The following is a 16,045-nucleotide window of genomic DNA, read 5'->3' as shown; positions in this document are numbered from 1 at the left end:
CATGCATTTCAAGACCCTCACAGCACTCGGCCTGGCCTTGTGCGCAGGCTTCGCCCATGCCGACGCCACCCTCGACAAGATCCAGCAACGCCACGCCATCAGCGTTGGGGTGATCCTCAGCGGTCCGCCATTCGGCACCCTCGACCCCAAGACCGGTGAACACCTGGGCTACAACGTCGAACTGGCCAAGGGCATCGGCGCGGCGCTGGGCGTCGAAACCAAGACCGTTTCGGTGCTGGCGCCCAACCGCGTGCAGTTCCTGCAGCAGGGCAAGGTCGACATCCTGATCGCCAATATGCAGTTCACCGAAGAGCGCGCCGAGATCCTCGATTACGTGCCCACGCCGTACGAAGAAGTGGGCGGCGCGGCACTGATTCGCAAAGGCGCCGGCATCAAGCAGTGGGCCGACCTCAAGGACAAGCCGGTGTGCGTGTCCCAGGGCAGCAACTTCATTAAGCCGTTGCAAGAGACCTACGGCGCGCAGATCAAGGCCTTCCGCAGCCAGTCCGAGTCGCTGCTGTCGCTGCGTGGCAATGGCTGCGTGGCCGCGGTGCACGTCAGCCCGACCATGCACGCGCTGCTCAGCGATGCGGAGTGGGCGGGCTACGAGATCCCGTTGCCGGGCGACCTGATCCCGTCCAACTCGGTGATCTGGATCCGCAAGGGCGAACACGACACCCAGGCCAAGCTCGATGCCATCGTCAAGGGCTGGCATAAAAGCGGTTTCCTGATTGCCCTCGGCGAGCGTACCGGCATGGCGCCGTCCCAGGCCCTGCGTGATCTGCATGAGCTATACAGCCATGAGTGATGCGCTGTTCGCCACCTTGCAACAGCTGCTCGGCGCAGACCATGTGCAAACCAGCGAGGCAGCGGCGCATTACCTGACCGACAAGCAGGGCCGCTACACCGGTCAGGTGGTTGCGGCGGTGCACCCGGCCAACACCGAAGAAGTGGCTGCGGTGGTGCGTGCCTGCGTGGCTCTGAAGGCACCGATCGTGGTGCAGGGTGGCAACACGGGCCTGATGGCCGGCGCCACACCGGATGCCAGCGGGCGTTCGGTGCTGCTGTTGCTGGACCGCATGAACCGCGTGCGCACGGTGGATACCGACAACGACACCCTCACCGTGGAAGCCGGCTGCATCCTGCAAAACGTTCAGAACGCGGCCCGCGCAGCCGATCGCCTGTTTCCGCTGAGCTTGGGTGCCGAAGGCAGTTGCACCCTTGGCGGCAACCTCGGCACCAATGCCGGCGGTACCGGCGTGCTGCGGTATGGCAACACCCGCGAGCTGACCCTGGGCCTGGAAGTGGTGACCGCCGAAGGCGAGATCTGGCACGGCCTGCGCGGTCTGCGCAAGGACAACACCGGCTACGACCTGCGCGACCTGTACATCGGCAGCGAAGGCACGCTCGGCATCATCACCGCTGCGACTTTGAAATTGTTCCCGCTGCCCAAGGCCCAGGCCACTGCGCTGCTGGCGTTTGACGAACTCGCCCAGGCCGTCGCCTTTCTGTCCCATGCCCGTGCCGGTTTCGGTGCGAACCTGACCGCCTTCGAACTGCTCACCGCCGATTGCCTGGCCCTGCTGCGCGATCAATTCCCGGAAGGCCCACAGCCGTTCAAGTCCGCGAGCCAGCCCTGGTTCGCCTTGATCGAACTCTCCGACAACCACGGCGAAAGCCATGCACGCGAAGCCTTCGAGCAAGTCTTGGGGGATGCCTTCGAACAGCAGTTGATCAGTGATGCCCTGATCGCCGAAAGCCTGGCGCAAAGCGAAGCCCTGTGGCAGCTGCGCGAGAACATGAGCGAGGCGCAAAAGCGTGCCGGGCGCAACATGAAGCACGATATCTCAGTGCCGATTTCCCAGGTGGTGGCCTTCGTGGCCCATACCGATGCGTTGTTGCAGCAGCACTTCCCCGGTGTGCGCAACTTCACTTTCGGTCACCTCGGTGACGGCAACCTGCATTACAACGTGGCCCATCCGCTGGGTTCGACCGTAGAGGCGCATATGGCGCACTACGCCGAGCTGAGCGCCCTGGTGCACGACAGCGCCCATGCCCATGGCGGCTCGATCAGTGCCGAGCACGGTATCGGCCAGCGCAAGGTCGGCCTGCTTGGCCGCTATAAAAGCCCGGTGGAGCTGGACCTGATGCGCCGCATCAAACAGGCGCTCGACCCGCACAACCTGCTCAACCCCGGCAAAGTCCTTGAGGTACAGCCATGACCCTTCGCCTGTCCCAACGCGTGCAGCGGGTGTCGCTGTCCGCCAACGCTGCGGCCAAATCCCGCGCGACTGAATTGCGCGAGGCGGGTCGCGATATTCTCGACCTCACCACGGGCGAGCCGGACTTCGACACACCGGAACACATCAAGCAGGCCGCCTACAAGGCCATTGCAGGCGGAGCCACCAAGTACACGCCGACGCCGGGCGTGAAGGCCTTGCGCGTCGCGGTGCAGCGCAAGCTGGCCGAAGAGAACCACCTCGACTATCCGCTGGCGTCCATCGTGATCGCCAACGGCGCCAAGCAGATCATCTTCAATGCCTTTGCCGCCACTCTGGACGACGGCGACGAAGTCCTGGTGCCGACGCCGTACTGGCCGTCATTCCCCGACAGCGTGCGCTTCAATGGCGGTGAGCCGGTCTTCATCGAATGCGGGCTGGAGCAGGGCTGCAAGCTGCTGCCGGCGCAGCTGGAACAACACATCAGCGCACGCACGCGCTGGCTGATCCTCAACGGCCCCGGCAACCCCAGTGGCGCGGTGTACAGCGACACCGAGTTGCGCGAGTTGGCCGAGGTGCTGCGCCGTCACCCCCAGGTGCTGGTCCTGCTGGATGAACTCTACGAACACATCCGCTTCGACGGCCGCCCTGCGCAAAGCCTGCTGAACGTCGCGCCGGACTTGCTCGACCGCTGCCTGCTGGTGGGTGGCGTGTCCAAGACCTACGCCATGACCGGCTGGCGCATTGGCTTTGGGGCGGGGCCGAAAATCCTGACTGAGGCCATCGCGGTGGTGCAATCGCAATCCACTTCTGGCGCTTCCTCGGTGGGCCAGGCCGCTGCATTGGCGGCTTACAACGGCGGGCTGGATTTCCTCGCCGAGCAGGTCGCCGCGTACCAGTTGCGCCGGGACATTCTGGTGGCGGCGCTGAGCAACGTCGACGGCCTGGAAGTGCTCGAACCCCAGGGCGGTTTCTTTGTCTTTGTGCGCTGCGCCGGGTTGCTGGGGCGTGTGCGTCCGGACGGCCAGCGCATCGACAACGATGGTGATGTGGTGGCGTGGCTGCTGGAGGAGGGCGTAGCCGGTGTGGCCGGCAGTGCCTATGGCCTGTCGCCGTGGTTCCGCCTATCCATCGCCACCGCGACCGACAGCGTTGCCGAGGCTGGGCGGCGTATCGCAAGCGCCTGCGGAAAGTTGCAATGATGGAGCTTTTTGTCCATTGGGCTGCGGGTATTGGTCTCAACTACAACTTCCTGTTGGATGCCTACCAGCGCGGCACCCTGGTCCAGGGCGCGCTGACCACCGGCCTGCTGTGCCTGTTCACCATTATTGGCAGCCTGCTGGCGGGCATCACCCTGGCGGCGATGCTGACCTCGGGCAACCCGTGGCTGGCCAAACCGGCGCGGGTGTTCGTCGAAGTCACGCGCAACACGCCAACCCTGGTGCAGCTGTACTGCGCGTTTCTGGTGCTGAACATGCTGCTGACCCAGGCGGTCGGCGCGGCCAACCCGCTGACGCCGTTTGCCTGGGTGGTGATCGTGATTTCCCTGCACAAAGGCGCGTTCCATGCCGAGGCCTTGCGCGCCGGCATCGAGGCAGTGCCTGCCGTGACCCTGGAAGCTGCCAGTTCCCTGGCTTTCAGCAGCCGCCAGTTGCTGTGGAATGTGCAGTTGCCACTGGCGTTGCGCTTTGCCTTGCCGTCGCTGATCAACAACCTGATCGACTTGGTGAAGATGACCGCCGTGGCCTCCGCCATTGCCGTGGGCGATATCACCTACGCGGCCATCATGATCTGGACCCAGAGCGATAACGTGTTGGAACTGATGATCCTGATCCTGAGCTTTTTCGGCCTGCTGAGTTTTATCGTCAATTGTGTGGGGCGCTGGCTTGAAGCGCGCCTGAGGATGCCCGGCTATGGCCATTGATTCATTCCCGGTGCTGTCGGCGTTGCTGCAATGGTCGCCGGCGCTGGTGGCCGGTTTCGGCCAGAACATCCTGATCAGCGTGGTGGCGATTGCCCTGGGCTCGGTGCTGGGCTTGTTGATCGGTGCGTTGGCCTTGTCGCCTCTGGGCTTTGTCGCGCGGCTGTGGGTGCAGGTATTTCGCAACGCGCCGTGGCTGGTGCTGATCTATTTCACCACCTACGTGTTCCCGTTCGAGATCCACATCGGCAGCAGCTACGTGTCGTTCCCCGATTGGGTCAAAGTCACCATCGGCCTGGCGTTGCCGGCCAGCGCCAACGTGGCGGAGATCTTTCGCGGGGCCATCGGCTCGATCCCCAGCACCCAGTGGGAAGCCGCACGTTCGCTGGCCTTCACCCGTGGCCAGTTGTTCCGTTCGATCATCCTGCCGCAGTGTTTCAAGCGCATGTTGCCGCCGTGGATGAACCTGTATGCGGTGGTCACCATGGGCACCGCGCTGGCTTCGCTGGTGGGCGTGCATGACGTGATCGACACCGCGCAGATCGCCAGCAACACCGTGAACATGACCGGTTTTACCGTGGTGATTTACCTGAGCCTGCTGGTGCTGTTCTTTGCCTATTGCTACCCGATTTCCCGTCTCACCCAACACCTGGAGCGCCGTTATGCCTTCTATTGAACCCTTGGTGAGCCTGCGGGACGTGCACCTGTCGTTCGGCGCCAACCCGGTGCTCAAGGGCATCGACCTCGACGTGCTGCGCGGCCAGGCCGTGTCGATCATCGGTCCGTCGGGCTCGGGCAAATCGACAATCCTGCGTTGCATCACCGGGCTGTTGCAGCCCCAGCGTGGCAGCATCCGCGTGGGTCAGACCCAGGTCGACACCCTGGCCCAGGAGGCCCAGCGCATCGAACTGCGCAAACGCGTCGGGTTTGTGTTCCAGCAGTACAACCTGTTCCCGCACTTGTCGGTGCTGGAAAACCTGGTGATCGCGCCGCGCAAGGTGCTGGGCCGCAACAGAGCCGACGCCGAGAAAGACGCCCGTGCATTGCTCGCCAAGGTGCGCATGGAGCACAAGGCCGACGCCTATCCCGGCCAGCTCTCCGGCGGCCAGCAACAACGCGTGGCGATTGCTCGCGCGTTGGCGATGCGCCCGGAGCTGATCCTGTTTGACGAAGTGACCTCGGCCCTCGACCCGGAAACCGTCGGCGAAGTGCTGACGGTGATCCGCGAGTTGACCGAGGAGGGCATGACCTGCGTGCTGGTCACCCATGAAATGCGCTTCGCCGAAGAGATCAGCGACGTGGTGTATTTCACCGAGAACGGCGTGATTGTCGAGCATGGCAGCGCCGCGCAGATCTTCCAGAACCCAACCAGCGAACGCACCCAGACGTTCCTGCGTCATGCCTTGGGCGATTCGGGGCGCCGTGGCCCCATCGCTCACGACCCGTACCTGTTGACCAATTTGAGCCGTTACAGCCTGTCTGTCTGATAAGAGGAAATTCGTGATGAGTATCGAAAACCGTGCTGCTGTTATCGAGGCGTTCTTGCAGCAGATCCGCGTGATCAACCAACGCGGCGTAGACCGCGCGGCCCTGGCAGAAATCGTTGGCCTGCTGGAAAACCTCGCAGAACGTCGCGACCTGTTCAACTTCGACGCATTCCCCGCGCCGGTGCCGGGTCAAGGCAGCACTGCGTTTCGCTATCGCCTGAACGATGACGGCAATACGCCGACCCTGTACCTGAACTCGCTGTTGCCGGGCAAAAGCACGATCCCGCACAACCACGAGACCTGGGCGATCATCAGCGCCATCGAAGGCCAGGAGATCAACTACGTCTACGCGCGCAACGACGAAGGCCGCGAGCCGGGGTTCACCACCCTGAGCCTGGAAAAGGAAGTGATCGTGCAACCGGGCACGTCAATCTCGTTCCTCGGTGAGGACCTGCATGGCATCAAGGTTGAGGGTGAGCAGGCGACGTTGCATTTCCATCTGTACGGCTTGCCGCTGGAGTCCCTGAACGGCCGGTATGGCGTGGAAGCGGACGGTCGCATCCTCAACTACAACGCCTCGCAGATGGCGCCGTCTATCAAGGCTTACGCATAAAACCCTTGTAGGAGCCGGCTTGCCGGCGATGGCGTCCGATGGGCCACCACCTGGCTTACTGGCGCTATCGCCGGCAAGCCGGCTCCTACTGGGGACGGAGGGGTTTTTATGATTGATCTGTATTACTGGCCGACGGGCAATGGGTTGAAAGTCGGCATCCTGCTCGAAGAGCTGGGCGTGGAGTATCGCCTGGTGCCGGTGAATATCCGCGAAGGCCAGCAGAAGCATGCCGATTTCCAGCGCATCAGCGCCAATGGGCGGATCCCGGCGATTGTCGACCATCGTCCTGACGCGCCACTGAGCCTGTTCGAATCCGGTGCGATCCTCAATTACCTGGCCGACAGCGCCGGGCAGTTCTTGCCACCAGCGGGCACCGCCGAGCGGCAAAAAGTGCAGGAATGGCTGTTCTGGCAGGTGGGGCATATCACCCCGTACTTGAGCCAGTTGCAGGTGTTCAAGGAGAAGGCGCCGGCGCCGATTCCCTTCGCCCTCGACCTGCTGAACGCCGAAGCCACGCGCCTGTATCGGGTGCTCGAACAGCGCCTGGCCGAAGTGCCCTACGTGGCGGGTGAATACTCGGTGGCAGACATGGCGATCTTCCCGTGGATCCAGCCGCTGCGACAGGGCCAGGTATTGACGGACTACCCGCATATCCAGGCCTGGCGTGAGCGCATCAAGGCGCGGCCAGCGGTGCAGCGTGCCTATGCCAAGGGGCGCGAAGTGGCGGCGGGCGAGCGTTCGTTGGCGTTGCAGTAACTCTTATTCTTACTTTGTTGGGACTTCCATGAGCCAGACCATCACCCCAAGTCAACTGCAGCAATGGCTGTTCGACGGGCAGGAAATCGCTGTATTCGACGTGCGCGAACACGGGCAATACGGGGAAGCCCACCTGTTCCATGGGGTGAACCTGCCCTATAGCCGCCTGGAGCTGGAAGTACGCCGCCTGGCGCCCAATCCGCAGGTGCGCCTGGTGATCTATGACCAAGATTGCGGTGATGTGGCGGCGCGTGCGGCCGCGCGTTTGCAGGCGCTGGGTTATCGCCGTGTGCATGTGCTGGAAGGTGGCGCGGACGGTTGGCAGGCAGCCGGCTTGCAGCTGTTTGCCGGGGTGCATGTGCCGTCCAAGGCCTTTGGCGAGTTGGTCGAAGAGGCCAGCCACACGCCGCATGTGACTGCTCGGCAATTGGCGGACTGGCAAGCGCGCGGCGAACCGTTGGTGGTGCTGGACGGCCGGCCGTTCGACGAGTACCGCAAGATGACCATCCCCGGTTCCATCTGCTGCCCCAACGGCGAGCTCGGTTACCGTGTGCACGACCTGGTGCCGGACGACAGCACGCCTATCGTGGTCAACTGCGCGGGCCGTACCCGCAGCATTATCGGCGCGCAGACGCTGATCAACCTGGGGCTGAAGAACCCGATCTACGCGCTGGAAAACGGCACCCAGGGCTGGTACCTGGAGGACTTGCAACTGGAGCACGGCAGCACGCGGCGATATGCCGACCGGGTCAGCACCGACCTGGCCCAGCAGCGCCAGGCCGCACGCCAGCTGGCCGAACGGGCAGGGGTGGTGACGGTTGCGGCGGACCAGGTGCGTCAGTGGGCTGATGACGCGCAACGCAGCCTGTTCCTGTGTGATGTGCGCACCGCTGAAGAGTTTGCCACCGGCAGCCTACCGGGCGCGCAACATACGCCGGGCGGGCAGTTGATCCAGTCCACCGACCTGTACATCGGCGTGCGCCAGGCGCGCATTGTGCTGGTGGACAGTGATGGTGTGCGTGCACCGATTGTTGCCAGTTGGCTGCGCCAGTTGGGGCATGAGGCGTATGTACTGAACGGTGGAGTCGACAGCGGCCTGGTGTTGCCGGTGTTGCAACCGGTGGCCTATGAGCCGCTGCCGTTGATCAATGCCCAGGCGCTGGCCCTTGAATTGAACGATGTGAACCTGATCGACTTGCGCCCGAGCATGGCGTTTCGCAAAGGCCATATTGCAGGTTCGCGCTGGTCGATTCGCCCGCTGCTCAAAACCGACCATCGCCCGTTGGTGCTGGTAGCGGATGATCCTGCGTTGGCGGCCTTTGCTGCCGAAGGCCTGTCGGCACAAATGCTCGACGGCGGTGTTGCCGCCTGGGCCGCCGCTGGCCTGCCGGTGACTGAAGACCCGCAAAACCCGCCCGACGCGCAGTGCATCGACTTCCTGTTCTTTACCCATGACCGCCACAGCGGCAACAAGGACGCCGCACGCCAATACCTGGCCTGGGAAATCGGCCTGTTGGCGCAAATGAGCACGGCGGAAATCGCCAGCCTCAAGCCGTTGGCCGCGCCATCGCGGGTGCGCACCCGGCTGATCCACGCGGCCCGCACCGAAAAAGGCCATGGCGGCCGTGCGGTCAACGTGCCGATCACGCGCGTGAGCACCGTGCTGTTCGACAACCTGGCGCAGATGCGCGACGCCCGTGCCCGCCGTGACAGCGAGCGGGTGCTGACCTACGGTGCGCGCGGCAACCCGACCTCCCACGCCCTCGAAGACCTGGTCACCGAGTTGGAAGGTGGCTACCGCGCGCGTCTCTATGGCACCGGTCTGGCGGCCGCTGCCCAGGTGTTCCTGGCCTACCTGCGCCCCGGCGATCATGTGTTGATCACCGATGCGGTGTATTCGCCGGTGCGCAAGTTGGCCCGCGAGTTCCTGCAGCCATTCGGGATCGAGGTCGGGTATTTCTCCCCCGACGGCCAAGACCTGCAAGCGCAGTTGCAAGCCAATACCAAGCTGGTCTACGCCGAAGTGCCAGGTTCGCTGCTCTATGAATTGTGCGACCTGCCGGCGATGGCTGCCTTGTGCAAGCCGCGCAATATCCTGCTGGCCGTGGACAACACCTGGGGCTCGGGCTACCTGTACCGGCCGCTGGCGCTGGGCGCGGATATTTCCATCATGGCCCTCACCAAGTACCTCGGCGGCCACAGCGATGTGATGATGGGCAGCGTGACCACCACCCAGGCAGCCTGGCCGGCGCTGGGCCGCATGAGCGACACCTTTGGCAATGCCGTGAGTGCCGACGATGCCTACCTGATCCTGCGCGGTGCGCGCACCCTGGCGTCGCGCCTGGATGTGCATGAGCGCCAGGCCCTGGACATTGCGTTGTGGCTACAGGCTCAACCCCAGGTCAAGCGCGTGTTCCATCCGGCATTGCCTGGCCACCCTGGTCACGCGTTGTGGCGTCGGGATTTCACCGGCAGCAACGGTTTGCTGTCATTTGAACTGAACAGCCGTGAACCGGCCTACGTCGAGCGTTTTATCGACGGCCTGCAACTGTTCGGGCTGGGTGCTTCATGGGGTGGCTATGAAAGCCTGGTCACCGTGGCCGATACCCAGGACTGCGACAGCGCGGCGGACCGTGCGCTGAACCCGGTGGTGCGCCTGCATATCGGCCTGGAGGATGTGGCGGCGTTGATCGAGGACCTGCAGCGCGGGTTTGCGTTGGCAGGGTGAAGGGAGCGCGCTCCCACGCAAGGTGGGAGCGCGCAACCGGTCAGTGCTTGACCGGCGTCGGCAGGGTCACTAGGTTGACGTAGCCATCCCAGAATTTCTTCTGGTCCACACCGAACACCACCTTGGCCTTCTGCGTGCCTACCGGGGCGCCTTTCTGGTAGCCCAGTGCGCGGCCGTAGTCGGCGCCGAAGGTGGCGTCTACATCCACCCACAAATCGCGCGATTGCGTGACAATCTCTGGGTTGACCAGGTACAGCGCCGGCAAGCTGTCCCAGGTAAAGCTATGGTAGCTAGGGTCCTTGTCGAACAACGGCCCGAACTCATGCGTGTACAGGTCGGCAATCGGGCCTTTCTGGGCGATCACGCGTTGGTACACCGCCTTGTCGAAGGTGACTTTCTCGCATACATCGTTGGGGAAGATCACGTGTTCGATCGGCGCGCGCAACACGATCTTCGCGGCCTCCGGGTCGAACCACCAATTGAATTCCGCCGCCGGCGTGGTGTTGCCCGGAATCTCCAGGGCGCCGCCCATGTACACGATGCGCTTGATCAGCGGCACGATATCCGGCGCCGAGCGAATCGCCAGGGCGACGTTGGTCAGCGGGCCGACGGCAAGGATCGTCACCTGGTGCGGGTTGGCGCGCACGCTTTGCACAATGAACTGCGCGGCCGTCTCGCTGCGCAGTTTCGTGTGCGTGGCCAGGCCATCCGGTGGCGTGACCAACTGCGCGGGCGAGGTAGGACGCGGGTTCTTGAACGCCCCTGGCCAACCGGAACCGAACAGGGCCTTTTCCGCCTCATAGGTGGCGTAGTCGTGCAGCAGCGGGTAGGCGGCGCCGGAATAGACGCCCACCTCTTTCTCCACGCCCATGCGTTCCACGGCCTTGAGGGCATCGACCTGTTCCTGGTCGACCCAGGCGTTGCCACTGACCAGGGTCATGCCCAGCAGCTCGATGCGTTTTTGCGCGTGCAACTGGGCGAGCATGATGAAGGCTTGGCCGTCATCGTTGAGCACATTGAAGTCGGTGTCGAAGATGACTTTTTCCGCGGCCTGCGCGGTGCCGGCACACAGGCCGACCGCCACAAGCAACGCACAGCGTTTCAAGAAGCCTTGCATGGTGATTCATCCGAAAAAGTTGTTGTTATCAACGGTTCACCAGTTTCGCCGGCAAGGCGATGACCAGGAAGCTGCTGAGAATCAGGCAGCCAGCGAAAAACCACAAGGCACCGGCACTGCTGCCCGTGACGTCGATCGCAACGCCCATCAACGAGTTGCTCACCAGGCCTGCGATATTCGCCACCGAGCAGGCCAGGGCAAAGCCGGTGGCCGCCGCAGTGCCTTTGAGAAAGGTCGCCGGCAGGCTGAAGAACACCGGCACCGCGCCGATGATCGCCGCCGAGGCAATCGCGAACAGCGCCACGGTGGCCGCTACGTTATGGGTAAAGAAGGTGCTGGTGGCCATGGCCGCCGCGCCGATGAAAAACGGCACGATGATGTGCCAGCGGCGTTCGCGGTGCTTGTCGGAACTGGCGCCGATCAGCAGCATGCCGAGCAGGGCGGCGACGCTTGGCAACGCGGTCAGCACGCCGATATGGAAGGTGTCGGTGACCCCGGCGTTGCGGATGAAGGTCGGCATCCAGAAGCCCATGGCATAGGCGCTGAGCAGGATCGAGAAGTCGATACCGCCGAGCATCCACACTTTGAGGTTGAAGAACCCGTCACGGAAGCTGTGCTTGCTGCCGGCGCCGTCGGCGTCATCCTTGCGCAGTTCGGTTTCCAGCAGGGCCTTTTCCTCAGCCGACAACCATTTGGCTTGCTGGTAGGTGTTGGGCAGTGCCCAGAAGGTCAGCACGCCCAGCAATACGCTGGGTACCGCTTCGATCAGGAACAGCCACTGCCAGCCGCGCAGCCCGCCCATGTGGTCGAAGTGGCCCATGATCCAGCCGGACAGCGGGCCGCCGATCACGCTGGACAGCGGCAGGCCGATCATGAACAGCGCGATGATGCGCCCGCGCCGATGGGTGGGGAACCAGGTGGTCAGGTAGTACAGCACGCCCGGCAGAAAGCCCGCCTCGGCCGCGCCGAGCAGAAAACGCAGGATGTAGAACTGGGTGGTGGAGGTGACCAGCATGGTGCAGGCCGAGAGCAGGCCCCAGGTGATCATGATGCGCGCGATCCAGATTTTCGCGCCGACCCGTTCCAGCACCAGGTTGCTCGGCACTTCGAACAGGATGTAGCCGACAAAAAACAGGCCGGCACCGAGGCCGAACGCGGTTTCGCTGAACTGCAGTTGGTCGAGCATTTGCAGTTTGGCGAAGCCGATGTTGATGCGGTCGAGGTAGGCGGCCAGGTAGCAGAAGCACAGGAACGGAATCAGTTTCCAAGTGATCTTGTGGTAAAGCGTGTTGACCGGGTCGGCGACGGTGGTCGCGGGCGCTGCATTCGCAATGGGCATTGGGTGTCTCCTGGCGGTGACTTATGGTTTTTATACAGCCGCTTTTGTTCCAGCACTTCGGAGTGCTGTAGAAGCGACTTCCAAAGGCAGTGTCAGAAGACTGAGGGCGGCGCCTGGACACGATCCATATGGACGCCGGGCATATGTGGGAGCTGGCTTGCCTGCGATAGCATCGGCGCGGTGTCACTGTTACACCGCAGCGTCTGCATCGCGGGCAAGCCCGGCTCCCACAGGGATCGGTTTCCACATTTGAATGTGTTCCAAGGCCGGGCCTCAGTTTGTTCAAGACCGCACTCTATGGCGCGGTTCTCAGTACCGTCTTATTGCTCCTTGAATTTGCGCATCGCCTCCTGCTTGCTCACTACGTCGCCATACTTGCTGTCGATATCGAACAGGTTGGCTTCATGGGGGGCCGGGTGCCGGTCGCCGACGCATTCGCGCACGACGATGGTGCGAAACCCGTGTTGCACCGCATCCACCGCCGTGGCGCGGATGCAGCCGCTGGTGGAGCAACCGGCCAGTACCACGGTGTCGATGCCCTGGGCATGCAGCATCGGCGCCAGGCTGCTGCCGAAGAACGCACTGGCGTACTGTTTGGTGATCACCACTTCATCGGCCTGGGGCAACACGTCGGCGCAGAACGCCGCCAGTGGGTTGCCTTCGACCATGTCTTTCATCACCGGGGCCTTCTTGACCCAGATCCCGCCATCGACGAAATGGCCGGGATGGTAGCGGATATTGGTGTGCACCACCGCAATCCCGTGCTTGCGTGCGGTGGCCAGCAGCTCGACGCTTTCAGCTACAGCCGTGACCACACCCGGCGCAAACAGCGGCGCGCCTTCGGTGGTGTAGCCCTGCATGAAGTCGATCATCAGCAGTGCGGCTTTCTTGCCGAAGCCGATGCGGTTGCCCCATACGCCTTGGTAGTTGGCGTCGGCGGATTGTTCACTCATCTTTCAACCCCTCATTCATGTCTGTCGTGAGCGCGCTTTTTTTGCGGCAAGCCCGCTCACCACAAAGGAACTCTCCGCTCCCGTTAATAAGCGCCGGAAAGCAGGGCGCCAGCACCGGGAACGATGGGCTCCAGGTCCAGGGCCTTGAGCATCGCGTAGGTAGTGGCGATGGCGGCGGTGAGCACCGGTTTGCCGGTTTGCGCCTCGACCTTGGCCACCACTGGCAGCGATTGCATCTGCACGCAGGCGGACAGCACGATCACATCGACACCTTCCAGGTTCATGCCGGCGACGATAGCCGGCAGGTTGGCCGGATCGTGGCGGGCCACTTCGAGGTTGTCCGGGATCTCCAGCGCACGCCAGTCCACCACCTCGAAGCCTTCTTCGCGGATGTAGTTCACCACCAGTTCGGTCAGCGGTTTCATGTACGGCGCAACAATCGCGATGCGCTTGGCGCCCATCACATTCAGGCCTTCGATCAAGGCGCCGGCGCTGGTGATCACCGGGGCGTTGGCGTCGTTGTCGGCGGTGGCTTTGCGCAGGCGTTGTTCTGAGTTGCGGTGATAACCCAGGCCCATGGCCATAATCGCCACCAGGCACGCATAACCCAGCACATCGACCTTGGCGTCGGACAGCTCGACGGCACAACGGTCGGACTCGCCGTCCATGGCCGCCAGTTCTTCCTTGCGCACTTGCTTCATGCGCATGCGGCTGGAGTGAAAGGTAAAACGCTCGGGGCGGATCGCCTGGCGTGCGGTGAGCATCGCCGGGATCTCGGTTTCCATGGTGGTGTTGGAACTGGGCACGATCTGGCCGATGCGGTAAGGCTTCTGCATGGTGGTCTCCATGGTTATTGTTCGAGGAAGTCGCCAAGGGCGTGGAAGAAACCGTCGAAGTCATCCCACGGAATCATGTGCCCGGCATTCGGAACGCGGGCCACCTGGATGGCCGGTTGCAGGTCCTGGATTTCGCCAATGTCTTCATCAAGGATCACGCCGCCGCGCCCGGCCACCATCAACAGGGCAGGGGCCTTGAGGTGGTGCAGGTCGTGGTGGAAGTCCACCGTATGGAAGTCATTGAAGGCGCGCACGATGGCGGGCTCATAGCAGGTGTGCAGCCATTCGGCGCGCAGTTGCAGTTGTTCGTCGGTCCAAGTGGCGCAGAAGGCGCGCATCGCCTCGGCGTCCATGCCCACCAGGGACTGGCGGATCGAATCGACATACCACGGCAGCTTGCTCGGGTATTCGCGTCGGCCCGGGCCGGACACCGGCGGGTCGATCAGCACCACGCGGTTGACGCCCTGGGGTTGCAGCACCGCGCTGCGCACGGCAAAGCGCGCGCCCATGGAGTGGCCCATCAAGTGGTAGCTGTGCAGGTTGAGTGCATCGGCAAAGGCACCGATGTCTGCGGCGCAGGTGTCCGCGCTGTAGTCCAGCTCGGGGCCGGTGGACGAGAGGCCGCGACCACGCACATCGAGCACGTAGGTGTCGAACTGCGCGCCCAGGCGCTCGGCCACGAAGCCCCAGGTGATCGCCGGGCTGGTGATGCCGGGGATCAGGATCAGCGCCGGGCCCTTGCCGCCGTAACGCAGGTAGTGCTGGCGAATGCCATTGGCCTGCACGTTGCCGCCGTAGAGGAAGGTGCTCACGCGGCCACCCCCGATTTGAGTTCTTGGGCGTACAGGTCATAACCGTAGACCCAGGCCGGGTCTTCCTGGGTGCGCAGCCAGGTGTTGGCGTTGGACACTGCTTGTACCCGTGATGCACGTTCCTTGCGGTTGGCTTCGTAGAGCTGGAACGCGGTGCGGTAGTCGCTGATGCCGGTTTCCTGCAGGCAGCGGGTGAGCATCGCCGCGTCTTCGATGGCCATGCCGGCACCCTGGGCCATGTGGGGCTTCATCGGGTGGCAGGCGTCGCCGAGCAGCACCAGGCGCCCACGGCTCCACAGTGGCAACGGGTTGCGGTTGCGCAGCGGCCATTTGGTCACGCTTTCGGTGGACTCGATCAGGGCCTGGACGGTGGGGTGGTAGCCCTTGAAGGCGTCGAACATCTCTTCGCGGCTGCTGTCGACGAACGCGCCCTGGAAGTCCCATTCGGCATGGGGAACGCCGGTCACGTAGTAGTACTCGTCGCGCTTGCCGGTGGTGTAATAGACCATCATGTGGCGGTCTTCGGTCCACCATTTGATGCAGTCTTCGAACTTCAGGTCGTACTTGGCCAACTGGTCGCCACGGATCAGCGCACGGTGTGCGACCCAGCCGCTGTACAGCGGTTTTTCCACGCCGAGCAGTTCTTCGCGGATCTTGGAATTGATGCCGTCGGCACCGATCACGATGTCGGCGTAGGTCACCTGGCCGTCGGCGAAGGTCAGGCGCACCTGGGTGTCGGTTTCCTCGAGGGTTTCCAGGCGCTTGTTGAAGTGCAGGGTGCCGGGCTTGAGGGTAGACATCTGCAGCGCATGCAGGTCGCCACGGTGCACGGTGATGTAGGACGCGCCGTAGCCGGTGAGCGGGATGCGCGAGAGGTAGTCGCCGGTTTCGCCGCAACGGCTGAACCAGTGCTCGGGGTGCGAGCCCATCAGGTCCAGCTGTTTTTCGATGCCCATGCGGCGGAAGATTTTCATGATGTTGGGACCCATGTGGATCCCGGCACCCAAGCGGGAAAACTCCGGCGCCTGCTCATACACATCCACGTCGAAACCAGCTTGCTGCAACAGGGTGGCAGCGGCGGCACCGCCAAGGCCGGCGCCGACGATGGCGATTTTCTGAGTGCTTCCCATGGGGCGTGTTCCTCTCTCTTTTTGATTTTCGGCGGCGTCTGTCCGCAAGGTTTTTAAAGTGTATACGCTCATTTTTTGAAATGGGAAGCCTGTCTCTGCAAATTTATTTTTTGGTCATAGTTATCCCGTGTAAC

15 protein-coding genes are annotated in these 16,045 nt (G+C 63.2%); 9 read left to right on the top strand and 6 right to left on the bottom strand.

What is annotated here, in order from left to right; translation table 11 throughout:
* Position 1 precedes the first annotated feature (1 nt).
* The 9 genes from CWC48_RS27095 to metC all read left to right on the top strand — a co-directional run bounded on the left by CWC48_RS27095 (position 2) and on the right by metC (position 9,724).
* The gene (locus CWC48_RS27095; RefSeq protein ID WP_100490846.1) at positions 2 to 808 is read left to right on the top strand and encodes a transporter substrate-binding domain-containing protein; all 807 of its coding nucleotides are present in this window, start codon (positions 2 to 4) and stop codon (positions 806 to 808) included.
* The gene (locus CWC48_RS27090) at positions 801 to 2,222 is read left to right on the top strand and encodes an FAD-binding oxidoreductase (protein WP_100490845.1); all 1,422 of its coding nucleotides are present in this window, start codon (positions 801 to 803) and stop codon (positions 2,220 to 2,222) included. The genes CWC48_RS27095 and CWC48_RS27090 overlap by 8 nt, the downstream gene beginning before the upstream one ends.
* Positions 2,219 to 3,421, top strand: a complete 1,203-nt coding sequence (locus CWC48_RS27085) for an aminotransferase class I/II-fold pyridoxal phosphate-dependent enzyme (protein WP_100490844.1) — start codon at positions 2,219 to 2,221, stop codon at positions 3,419 to 3,421. Before CWC48_RS27090 ends, CWC48_RS27085 begins: the two co-directional genes overlap by 4 nt.
* The gene (locus tag CWC48_RS27080) at positions 3,418 to 4,143 is read left to right on the top strand and encodes an amino acid ABC transporter permease (protein WP_068933488.1); all 726 of its coding nucleotides are present in this window, start codon (positions 3,418 to 3,420) and stop codon (positions 4,141 to 4,143) included. The genes CWC48_RS27085 and CWC48_RS27080 overlap by 4 nt, the downstream gene beginning before the upstream one ends.
* Positions 4,133 to 4,816 carry an amino acid ABC transporter permease gene (locus CWC48_RS27075; protein ID WP_068933485.1) on the top strand — a complete coding sequence of 228 codons (684 nt, stop codon included), beginning with the start codon at positions 4,133 to 4,135 and terminating at the stop codon, positions 4,814 to 4,816. The genes CWC48_RS27080 and CWC48_RS27075 overlap by 11 nt, the downstream gene beginning before the upstream one ends.
* Positions 4,803 to 5,627 (top strand): amino acid ABC transporter ATP-binding protein, encoded by an 825-nt coding sequence (locus tag CWC48_RS27070; RefSeq protein WP_100490843.1) that lies wholly within the window; start codon positions 4,803 to 4,805, stop codon positions 5,625 to 5,627. The genes CWC48_RS27075 and CWC48_RS27070 overlap by 14 nt, the downstream gene beginning before the upstream one ends.
* Before the next feature lie 16 nt (positions 5,628 to 5,643).
* Entirely contained in the window at positions 5,644 to 6,240 is a 597-nt protein-coding gene (locus CWC48_RS27065) for a cysteine dioxygenase (protein ID WP_100490842.1), read from the top strand.
* 108 nt (positions 6,241 to 6,348) lie between these two features.
* Entirely contained in the window at positions 6,349 to 6,996 is a 648-nt protein-coding gene (locus CWC48_RS27060; protein ID WP_100490841.1) for a glutathione S-transferase family protein, read from the top strand.
* A 28-nt stretch (positions 6,997 to 7,024) separates the two neighbouring features.
* Entirely contained in the window at positions 7,025 to 9,724 is a 2,700-nt protein-coding gene (metC, locus tag CWC48_RS27055; protein WP_100490840.1) for a cystathionine beta-lyase, read from the top strand.
* Positions 9,725 to 9,764: 40 nt separating this feature from the next.
* Here metC and CWC48_RS27050 read toward each other — a convergent pair whose 3' ends face one another.
* The 6 genes from CWC48_RS27050 to CWC48_RS27025 all read right to left on the bottom strand — a co-directional run bounded on the left by CWC48_RS27050 (position 9,765) and on the right by CWC48_RS27025 (position 15,911).
* Positions 9,765 to 10,841 carry a nucleoside hydrolase gene (locus CWC48_RS27050; RefSeq protein ID WP_100490839.1) on the bottom strand — a complete coding sequence of 359 codons (1,077 nt, stop codon included), beginning with the start codon at positions 10,839 to 10,841 and terminating at the stop codon, positions 9,765 to 9,767.
* Between the two features lie 28 nt (positions 10,842 to 10,869).
* Entirely contained in the window at positions 10,870 to 12,180 is a 1,311-nt protein-coding gene (locus tag CWC48_RS27045) for an MFS transporter (protein ID WP_078048278.1), read from the bottom strand.
* Between the two features lie 320 nt (positions 12,181 to 12,500).
* Positions 12,501 to 13,133 (bottom strand): N-carbamoylsarcosine amidohydrolase, encoded by a 633-nt coding sequence (locus tag CWC48_RS27040; protein ID WP_078048279.1) that lies wholly within the window; start codon positions 13,131 to 13,133, stop codon positions 12,501 to 12,503.
* Between the two features lie 83 nt (positions 13,134 to 13,216).
* The gene (locus CWC48_RS27035) at positions 13,217 to 13,969 is read right to left on the bottom strand and encodes an Asp/Glu racemase (protein ID WP_034108840.1); all 753 of its coding nucleotides are present in this window, start codon (positions 13,967 to 13,969) and stop codon (positions 13,217 to 13,219) included.
* Positions 13,970 to 13,983: 14 nt separating this feature from the next.
* On the bottom strand, positions 13,984 to 14,781 hold the full coding sequence (locus tag CWC48_RS27030) for an alpha/beta fold hydrolase (RefSeq protein ID WP_100490838.1): 798 nt from the start codon (positions 14,779 to 14,781) through the stop codon (positions 13,984 to 13,986).
* Positions 14,778 to 15,911, bottom strand: coding sequence for an FAD-dependent monooxygenase (locus CWC48_RS27025; protein WP_068933471.1), 1,134 nt, complete (start codon positions 15,909 to 15,911; stop codon positions 14,778 to 14,780). The genes CWC48_RS27030 and CWC48_RS27025 overlap by 4 nt, the downstream gene beginning before the upstream one ends.
* Positions 15,912 to 16,045: the final 134 nt, after the last annotated feature.

Origin of the sequence: Pseudomonas sp. S10E 269, assembly GCF_002798465.1 — a bacterium.
Lineage (GTDB): Bacteria > Pseudomonadota > Gammaproteobacteria > Pseudomonadales > Pseudomonadaceae > Aquipseudomonas > Aquipseudomonas pergaminensis.
The sequence above is the reverse complement of the archived record's forward strand: the minus strand, read 5'-3'. Positions and strand labels throughout refer to the sequence as shown.

Coding starts and splice junctions, on each gene's coding strand:
- CWC48_RS27095 (WP_100490846.1), top strand. CDS start 2: ATGCATTTCAAGACCCTCACAGCACTCGGCCTGGCCTTGTGCGCAGGC.
- CWC48_RS27090 (WP_100490845.1), top strand. CDS start 801: ATGAGTGATGCGCTGTTCGCCACCTTGCAACAGCTGCTCGGCGCAGAC.
- CWC48_RS27085 (WP_100490844.1), top strand. CDS start 2,219: ATGACCCTTCGCCTGTCCCAACGCGTGCAGCGGGTGTCGCTGTCCGCC.
- CWC48_RS27080 (WP_068933488.1), top strand. CDS start 3,418: ATGATGGAGCTTTTTGTCCATTGGGCTGCGGGTATTGGTCTCAACTAC.
- CWC48_RS27075 (WP_068933485.1), top strand. CDS start 4,133: ATGGCCATTGATTCATTCCCGGTGCTGTCGGCGTTGCTGCAATGGTCG.
- CWC48_RS27070 (WP_100490843.1), top strand. CDS start 4,803: ATGCCTTCTATTGAACCCTTGGTGAGCCTGCGGGACGTGCACCTGTCG.
- CWC48_RS27065 (WP_100490842.1), top strand. CDS start 5,644: ATGAGTATCGAAAACCGTGCTGCTGTTATCGAGGCGTTCTTGCAGCAG.
- CWC48_RS27060 (WP_100490841.1), top strand. CDS start 6,349: ATGATTGATCTGTATTACTGGCCGACGGGCAATGGGTTGAAAGTCGGC.
- metC (WP_100490840.1), top strand. CDS start 7,025: ATGAGCCAGACCATCACCCCAAGTCAACTGCAGCAATGGCTGTTCGAC.
- CWC48_RS27050 (WP_100490839.1), bottom strand. CDS start 10,841: ATGCAAGGCTTCTTGAAACGCTGTGCGTTGCTTGTGGCGGTCGGCCTG.
- CWC48_RS27045 (WP_078048278.1), bottom strand. CDS start 12,180: ATGCCCATTGCGAATGCAGCGCCCGCGACCACCGTCGCCGACCCGGTC.
- CWC48_RS27040 (WP_078048279.1), bottom strand. CDS start 13,133: ATGAGTGAACAATCCGCCGACGCCAACTACCAAGGCGTATGGGGCAAC.
- CWC48_RS27035 (WP_034108840.1), bottom strand. CDS start 13,969: ATGCAGAAGCCTTACCGCATCGGCCAGATCGTGCCCAGTTCCAACACC.
- CWC48_RS27025 (WP_068933471.1), bottom strand. CDS start 15,911: ATGGGAAGCACTCAGAAAATCGCCATCGTCGGCGCCGGCCTTGGCGGT.